A 7,647-nucleotide genomic window follows, 5' to 3' on the forward strand; every position below is an offset into this window, starting at 1 on the left:
GACGGCGAGAAGAGCAGTCGAGCAAGCTCGACTCTACAAGAGCCGCACGGTAGCGCCGGGCCGTGCCCGGCGACGCTCGATCAGCCCAGAATTCCCGGCAGATCCAGTCCCTTCTCCTTCGCGCATTCCACCGCGATCTCATACCCGGCATCGGCATGGCGCATCACGCCGGTGGCCGGGTCGTTCCACAGCACGCGGCCAATCCGCTTCGCCGCCGCTTCGGTGCCGTCGCACACGATCACCATGCCGGCATGCTGCGAGAAGCCCATGCCCACGCCGCCGCCATGGTGCAGCGACACCCAGGTGGCGCCGCTGGCGGTGTTCAACAGGGCATTGAGCAGCGGCCAGTCGGACACCGCATCGGAGCCGTCGGCCATCGCTTCGGTTTCGCGGTTCGGCGAGGCCACGCTGCCGCTGTCCAGATGGTCGCGGCCGATCACCACTGGCGCCTTCAGTTCACCGTTGGCCACCATCTCGTTGAAGGCCAGGCCCAGGCGATCACGGTCGCCCAGGCCGACCCAGCAGATGCGTGCCGGCAGGCCCTGGAACTTGATCTTCTCGGCAGCCATGTCCAGCCAGCGGTGCAGGTGCGGGTTGTCCGGAATCAGCTCCTTCACCTTGGCATCGGTCTTGGCGATGTCTTCCGGATCGCCGCTCAGTGCGGCCCAGCGGAACGGGCCGATGCCGCGGCAGAACAGCGGGCGGATGTAGGCCGGCACGAAGCCGGGGAAATCGAAGGCATCGTCCACGCCTTCTTCCAGCGCCATCTGCCGCAGGTTGTTGCCGTAATCCACGGTCGGCACGCCCAGCGCATGGAAACCGAGCATGGCGCGGATGTGGTTGGCCATCGATTCGCGCGCAGCCTTTTCCACGACCTTCGGCGCGGAAACGCGTTTCTGGTCCCATTCCTCCACCGTCCAGCCCTGCGGCAGGTAACCGTTCACCGGGTCGTGTGCGGAGGTCTGGTCGGTCAGCAGGTCCGGCTTCACGCCGCGGATCAGAAGTTCGTCCAGCACATCGGCCACGTTGCCCAGCAGGCCCACCGACAACGGCTTCTTGGCCGTGCACGATTCCTCGATCAGGCGCAGCGCTTCGTCCAGGTTGTCGGTCCAGGTGTCCAGGTAACCGGTGCGCAGGCGCATGTCGATGCTGCTCTTGCGGCATTCCACGGCCAGGCACGAGGCACCGGCCATCACCGCGGCCAGCGGCTGTGCGCCGCCCATGCCGCCCAGACCGCCAGTGAACAGCCACTTGCCGGCCAGGTTGCCGTTGTAGTGCTGGCGGCCCATTTCCACGAAGGTTTCGTAGGTGCCCTGCACGATGCCCTGCGCGCCGATGTAGATCCAGCTGCCGGCGGTCATCTGGCCGTACATGGCCAGGCCCTTCTTATCCAGCTCGTTGAAGTGGTCCCAGTTGGCCCAGCGCGGCACCAGGTTGGAATTGGCGATCAGCACGCGCGGCGCATCGGCATGGGTGCGGAACACGCCCACCGGCTTGCCCGACTGCACCAGCAGGGTCTGGTCATCGTCCAGCCGCTTCAGCGTTTCCACGATGGCATCGAAGCTTTCCCAGTCGCGCGCGGCGCGGCCGATGCCGCCGTACACCACCAGTTCCTGCGGGCGCTCGGCCACGTCCGGGTGCAGGTTGTTCATCAGCATGCGCAGCGGCGCTTCGGTCAGCCAGCTCTTGGCATTCAGCGTGGTACCGGTCGGCGCGGTGATGGTGCGGCTGGGGTCGTTGCGGGTCATGCGGCGCTCCGGTTGGTAGCGAATTCAAGGCAGGCATTGAGCACCTGTGCCAGGGTGTGGCGCAGCGGTGCGGCGTGATCGGGGTCCAGCGGGGTGGGCCAGCTGTGCTCGTCCACCTGGTCGGGCAGCGGCTCGTGCATGTAGCCGCGGCAGGCCAGTTCCATCTGCAGCGAATGCACGCCGCCGGGGATGTCGCTGTAGTGCCGGGTGATCCAGCCGCCCTTGAAGCGGCCGTTGCGCACCTGGCTCATGCCGCTGATCTTCAGCAGGTTTTCCACCACATCGCTCAGCGCGTTGTCGCAGGACGTATCCGGTGCGCCAGACGGACCGGCCGTACCCAGGTTGAACTGCGGCAGTTCGCCATCGAACAGATGCGGAATGTGCGAACGGATCGAATGCGCGTCGTACACCACCACCGTGCCGTGCTGCGCACGCAGGCGCGCGATCTGTGCGGCGAGTTCATCGTGGTAGGGCGCGAAATACGTGTCGCGGCGGCGCGCGATTTCCGTTTCGTCCGGTTCGCGACCTGCGTGGTACAGCGGCTGGTTGTCGAAGGTGGTCAGCGGGCACAGGCCGGTGGTGTTCTGGCCCGGATACAGCGAAACACCACTCGGGTCGCGGTTGAGGTCGATCACCGAACGCGAGATCGCCGAACGTACCGTGGTCGCGCCCATGCCGCGCGCGAAGTCGTACAGCTCGTGCACCCACCAGTCGGCATCGCGCCGCGCCAGCCACGGCGAGTGGTAGTCGCCCATCAGCTCGTGCGGCAGTTCGCTGCCGGTGTGCGGGAAGCTGACGATCAGCGGCGCATCGCCCTCGTGCACGGTCAGCCAGTCGGGGCGAGTGTTCATGCCTGCGGCTCCACGGTGGGCAGCAGGTCACCCAGGCCCTGTGCCAGCGCACCGCTGCGCACCAGATCGGTGGCGGCCACCATGTCCGGGTGGAAGTAGCGGTCTTCTTCCAGCGTTGGCACCTGCGCGCGCAGGGTGGCGCGCACGCTTTCCAGTGCGGCGCTGGAGCGCAGGGGCGCGTGGAAATCGCAGCCCTGGGCCGCGGCCAGCAGCTCGATGCCGATCACGTTGGCCGCGTTCTCGGCCATCTGCATCAAGCGGCGCGCGCCGTGTGCGGCCATCGATACATGGTCTTCCTGGTTGGCCGAGGTCGGGATCGAATCGACACTGGCCGGGTAGGCGCGCTGCTTGTTTTCAGAAACCAGCGCCGCGGCGGTCACCTGCGGAATCATGAAACCGGAATTCAGGCCGGGGCGCGGGGTCAGGAAGGCAGGCAGGCCGGACAGCGCCGGGTCCACCAGCATGGCCAGGCGGCGCTCGCTGATCGAACCGATCTCGCACACCGCCATGGCCAGCATGTCGGCGGCGAAGGCCACCGGCTCGGCGTGGAAGTTGCCACCGGACAACGCTTCGCCCGTATCGGTGAACACCAGCGGATTGTCGGACACGCCGTTGGCTTCGATTTCCAGCGTGGTTGCCGCCTGGCGCAGGATGTCCAGTGCCGCGCCCATCACCTGCGGCTGGCAGCGCAGGCAGTACGGGTCCTGCACGCGTACATCGTTGTCGCGGTGCGATTCGCGGATGTCCGAACCCTGCATCAGCGAACGCAGGGTGGCGGCGGTGGCGATCTGCCCGCGTTGGCCACGGATGGCATGGATGCGCGGATCGAACGGCGTGTCCGAACCCTTGGCCGCTTCCACGGAAAGTGCGCCGGTCACCAGCGCGGCCTGGAACACGGTCTCGATCTCAAACAGCCCGGCCAGCGCATAGGCGGTGGAGAACTGGGTGCCGTTGAGCAGGGCCAGGCCTTCCTTCGCGCCCAGTTCCACCGGCTGCAGGCCCGCGCGTGCCAAGGCTTCCACGGCCGGCAGGCGCTCCTGGCCAACGAAGGCCTCGCCCACGCCCAGCATCACGCTGGCCAGGTGCGAGAGCGGTGCCAGATCGCCGGACGCACCGACCGAGCCCTGTGCCGGCACTACCGGCAGCACGCCCTTCACCAGCATCGCTTCCAGCAGCAGCAGGGTCTCTTCGCGCACGCCTGAAGCACCCTGGGCCAGGCTGACCAGCTTCAGCGCCATCATCAGCCGCACCACGCTGGCCGGCATCGGTTCGCCCACGCCAGCGGCATGCGACAGCACGATGTTCCGCTGCAGGGTGGCCAGGTCTTCGCGCTCGATGCGCACGCTGGCCAGCTTGCCGAAGCCGGTATTGATGCCATACACCGGCGCGCCTTTGGCGACGATGGCGGCCACGGCGGCGGCGCTGGCGCGCACCACCGGCAGCGCGGCCGGATCCAGTGCAAGCGGCGCGCCGCGGTAGACCTGCCGCCACTGGGCAAGGGTGACATGGCCGGGGCGAAGAACCAGGGTGTTGCTCATGTGTTGCTCCAGGAAGCAGGCAGGTCGGGCTGCCCGCGCACCACGCGCGCGTGCAGCGGGTTGAATCCCATGCGATAGACCAGGTCGGCCGGCGCGTCGATGTCCCAGATCGCCAGGTCGCAGTCCATGCCCACGGCCAGGCGGCCGATGCGTTCACTGCGGCCCAGCGCGCGCGCCGCTTCACGGGTGAAGCCGGCAATGCATTCGTCCACGGTCAGGCGGAACAGGGTGGCGCCCATGTTCATCGCCAGCAGCGGGCTGGTCAGCGGCGAGGTGCCGGGGTTGCTGTCGGTGGCCAGGGCCAGCGGCACACCGGCCGCACGCAGCGCGGCAATCGGGGGCAGGGTGGTATCGCGGGTGAAATAGAAGGCGCCGGGCAGCAGCACGGCCACGGTGCCGGCGGCGGCCATGGCGGCGATGCCGGCCGCATCCAGATGTTCGATATGGTCGGCTGACAGCGCGCCGAAGCCGGCGGCCAGTTCGGCGCCATGCTGGTTGCTCATCTGTTCGGCGTGGATCTTCACTGCCAGTCCGCTGGCACGTGCCGCCTCGAACACCTGCCGCGCCTGTGCGGGCGAGAACGCGATGTTCTCGCAGAACACGTCCACCGCTTCGGCCAAGCCTTCGGCGGCGATGGCCGGAATCATCACGTTGCACACCTCGTCGGTGTACTCCTGCGCCTGCCGGCCCGGCGGCACCGCGTGCGCGCCCAGGAAGGTGGTGGCCACGTTCACCCGGCATTGCTCGCCCAGCGCACGCGCGACCTGCAACTGTTTGCGTTCGTCGGCCAGGGTCAGGCCATAGCCGGACTTGATCTCGACCGTGGTCACGCCTTCGGCGCGCATCGCCAGCAGGCGCGGGCGGCTTTCTGCGGCCAACTGCTCCGCGCTGGCCGCACGGGTGGCGCGTACGGTGGCGACGATGCCGCCGCCGGCGCGCGCGATATCGGCATAGCTGACGCCCTGCAGGCGCTGCTCGAATTCGTTGGCGCGGTTGCCGGCGTAGACCAGGTGCGTGTGGCAGTCGACCAGCCCGGGCGAGATCCAGCGGCCCTCGCCATCGAAACGCGTAGTCGGGCGCAGGTGGGCATCGCTGCCGGCCGGGCCGACATGCACGATGCGGCCGTCGGCGCAGGCCAGCACGCCGTCGCGGATGATTCCCAGGCCCTCGCCATCAAGGGTCATCAGGTGGACATTGGACCAGAGGGTGTCGACGTGCATGGCATCCACTACGCGGCTGTGCTTATATGTCTATACAATATAAGCGTCCCTTTTGGGTTGTCCAGCCATGTCTGATTCGCGTTCCCCTGCCGCTTTCCACGCTGCCCATGCCTTGCTGGCCGACGGCTGGGCCCGTGATGTGCGCCTGCAGGTGCAGCACGGTCGCATCACCGCGATCAGCACGGGGCAGGCTGCCGAAGCAGGCGATACCCGCGTCGACATCGCGGTACCGGGCCTGCCGAACCTGCACAGCCACGCCTTCCAGCGCGGCATGGCGGGCCTGACCGAGATCGGCGGCGGCGACGGCGACAGCTTCTGGAGCTGGCGCGAGCTGATGTACCGCTTCCTGGCCCACCTGCGTCCCGATGCCGTGCAGGCCATTGCCGCCCAGGCGTACATGGAAATGCTGGAAAGCGGCTTCACCCGGGTGGGCGAATTCCACTACCTGCACCACGATGCCGATGGCCAGCCGTACGCGAACCGTGCCGAGATGAGCGCGCGCATTGCCGCCGCTGCGGCACAGACCGGCATCGGCCTGACCCTGCTGCCGGTGTTCTATGCGCACGCCGATTTCGGCGGCGCGCCGCCCAATCCCGCGCAGCGCCGCTTGATCCACGACGTGGAAGGTTTCGCGCAGCTGCTGGATGCGGCCAAGCCGGCACTGGCCGCCCTGCCCGATGCGGTGCTGGGCATCGCGCCGCACAGCCTGCGGGCAGTGACCGGTGAAGAACTGAGCGCGCTGCTGCCGTTGACCGACGGCCCCGTGCACATCCATATCGCCGAGCAGGTGCGCGAAGTCGACGCCTGCCTGGCCTGGAGCGGCCAGCGCCCGGTGCAGTGGCTGTACAACCATGCGCCGGTGGACGCGCGCTGGTGCCTGGTGCATGCCACCCACATCACCGACGACGAGCGCGCCGCGATCGTGGCCAGCCAGGCGGTGGCCGGGCTGTGCCCGATCACCGAGGCCAACCTGGGTGATGGCCTGTTCCCGATGCAGGCGTTCGCGCGCGAAGGCGGGCGCTTCGGCGTCGGCTCCGATTCGAACGTGCTGATCGATGCGGCCGAAGAGCTGCGCCTGCTGGAATATGGCCAGCGTCTGAGCCTGCGCGGCCGCAACGTGCTGGCCCCGGACGCCCGCCGCAGCAGTGGCCGCTTCCTGTTCGAAGGCGCCCTGCACGGCGGTGCGCAGGCGCTGGGCGTGGCCGCCGGCCTGCAGGTTGGCGCCAGTGCCGATCTGCTGGAACTGGACGCCGCGCACCCGGCGCTGCAGGCGCGACAGAATGACGCATGGCTTGACAGCTGGGTCTTCGCTGCACGTAATGGCGCGCTGCGTTCGGTCTGGCGCCATGGCCGCCAGGTCGTGGCCGACGGCCGCCACCTGCAGCGCGAGGCCATCACCACCGCCTTTGCTGCAGCGTTGCGTGGCGTGCTGGGCTGACCGCCTCCCTGCTTTTCGAGATCCTCATCGAGATCCCCACCCCCGTGAAGGCCCGCAAGTCCGCCACGCTCAACCAGCGTATCCGCAGCGATCTGGAAAGCCGCATCCTCAGTGGAGAGTGGGCGCCGGGTTTCCGCATTCCGTACGAACACGAGCTGATGGAGCAGTACGGCTGCTCGCGGATGACGGTGAACAAGGTGCTGACCGCGCTGGCCGAGAGCGGCATGATCGAGCGCCGGCGCCGCGCCGGTTCGTTCGTGGCCCGGCAGCCGCCGCACCTGGAACAGGTGGCGCTGGAAATTCCCGATATCGCGATGGAAGTCGGCTCGCGCGGCCATCAATACAGCTACCGCCTGCTGCAGCGTGAACTGCGCGGGGCCAGCGCGGGTAATGCCGGCGAAGAAGAGCTGGCCGGTGCGGGCTCGCTGTTGGCGATGCGCTGCCTGCATCTGGCCGATGACCGGCCGCTGGCGCTGGAACATCGCCTGATCAGCCCGGTGGGCGTGCCCGAAGTGCTGGGGGTGGATTTCAGCACCACCGCGCCCGGCAGCTGGCTGCTGCAGAACGTGTCCTGGACCCGCGCCCAGCACCGCATCAGTGCCTGGGGCGCCGACGCCGCCGCGGCCAAGCTGCTGCAGGTGGCGCCGGGCACGGCCTGTCTGGTGATCGAGCGCCTGACCTGGCGCGGCGATCAGCCGATCACCCGGGTGCGCCAGGTATTCCTGGGCGATGCCTGGGACCTGGTGGCGCGCTTCGCGCCGGGCGGACGCTGAGGCGGCCAATCCACGCATGGCGTGGATCTTATCTCTTGCCGATCTGGCACCTTGGGTGCCGAGAGCCCGGCGTGGGCGA

General features: G+C 68.4%; 6 protein-coding genes. 2 read left to right on the forward strand and 4 right to left on the reverse strand.

Annotated features, from left to right (window positions below; all coding sequences use genetic code 11):
* Positions 1-80: 80 nt before the first annotated feature.
* The 4 genes from hutU to hutI are packed head-to-tail and all read right to left on the reverse strand — an operon-like array spanning position 81 to position 5,357.
* Positions 81-1,748 (reverse strand): urocanate hydratase, encoded by a 1,668-nt coding sequence (gene hutU, locus G4G00_RS20350; protein ID WP_108753497.1) that lies wholly within the window; start codon positions 1,746-1,748, stop codon positions 81-83.
* Positions 1,745-2,599, reverse strand: a complete 855-nt coding sequence (gene hutG, locus G4G00_RS20355; RefSeq protein ID WP_108753496.1) for an N-formylglutamate deformylase — start codon at positions 2,597-2,599, stop codon at positions 1,745-1,747. The genes hutU and hutG overlap by 4 nt, the downstream gene beginning before the upstream one ends.
* Positions 2,596-4,137, reverse strand: coding sequence for a histidine ammonia-lyase (gene hutH, locus G4G00_RS20360; RefSeq protein WP_164276137.1), 1,542 nt, complete (start codon positions 4,135-4,137; stop codon positions 2,596-2,598). The genes hutG and hutH overlap by 4 nt, the downstream gene beginning before the upstream one ends.
* The gene (gene hutI, locus G4G00_RS20365) at positions 4,134-5,357 is read right to left on the reverse strand and encodes an imidazolonepropionase (protein WP_108754831.1); all 1,224 of its coding nucleotides are present in this window, start codon (positions 5,355-5,357) and stop codon (positions 4,134-4,136) included. The genes hutH and hutI overlap by 4 nt, the downstream gene beginning before the upstream one ends.
* Positions 5,358-5,424: 67 nt before the next feature.
* On the opposite strand from hutI, the gene G4G00_RS20370 reads away from it, so the two are divergent.
* A complete protein-coding gene (locus G4G00_RS20370; protein WP_108753494.1) occupies positions 5,425-6,795 on the forward strand; it encodes a formimidoylglutamate deiminase in 1,371 nt (456 codons plus the stop codon).
* 44 nt (positions 6,796-6,839) lie between these two features.
* Positions 6,840-7,568 carry a histidine utilization repressor gene (gene hutC / locus G4G00_RS20375; RefSeq protein ID WP_108753493.1) on the forward strand — a complete coding sequence of 243 codons (729 nt, stop codon included), beginning with the start codon at positions 6,840-6,842 and terminating at the stop codon, positions 7,566-7,568.
* Positions 7,569-7,647: the final 79 nt, after the last annotated feature.

This window comes from Stenotrophomonas sp. B1-1, from assembly GCF_010894375.1.
Lineage (GTDB): Bacteria > Pseudomonadota > Gammaproteobacteria > Xanthomonadales > Xanthomonadaceae > Stenotrophomonas.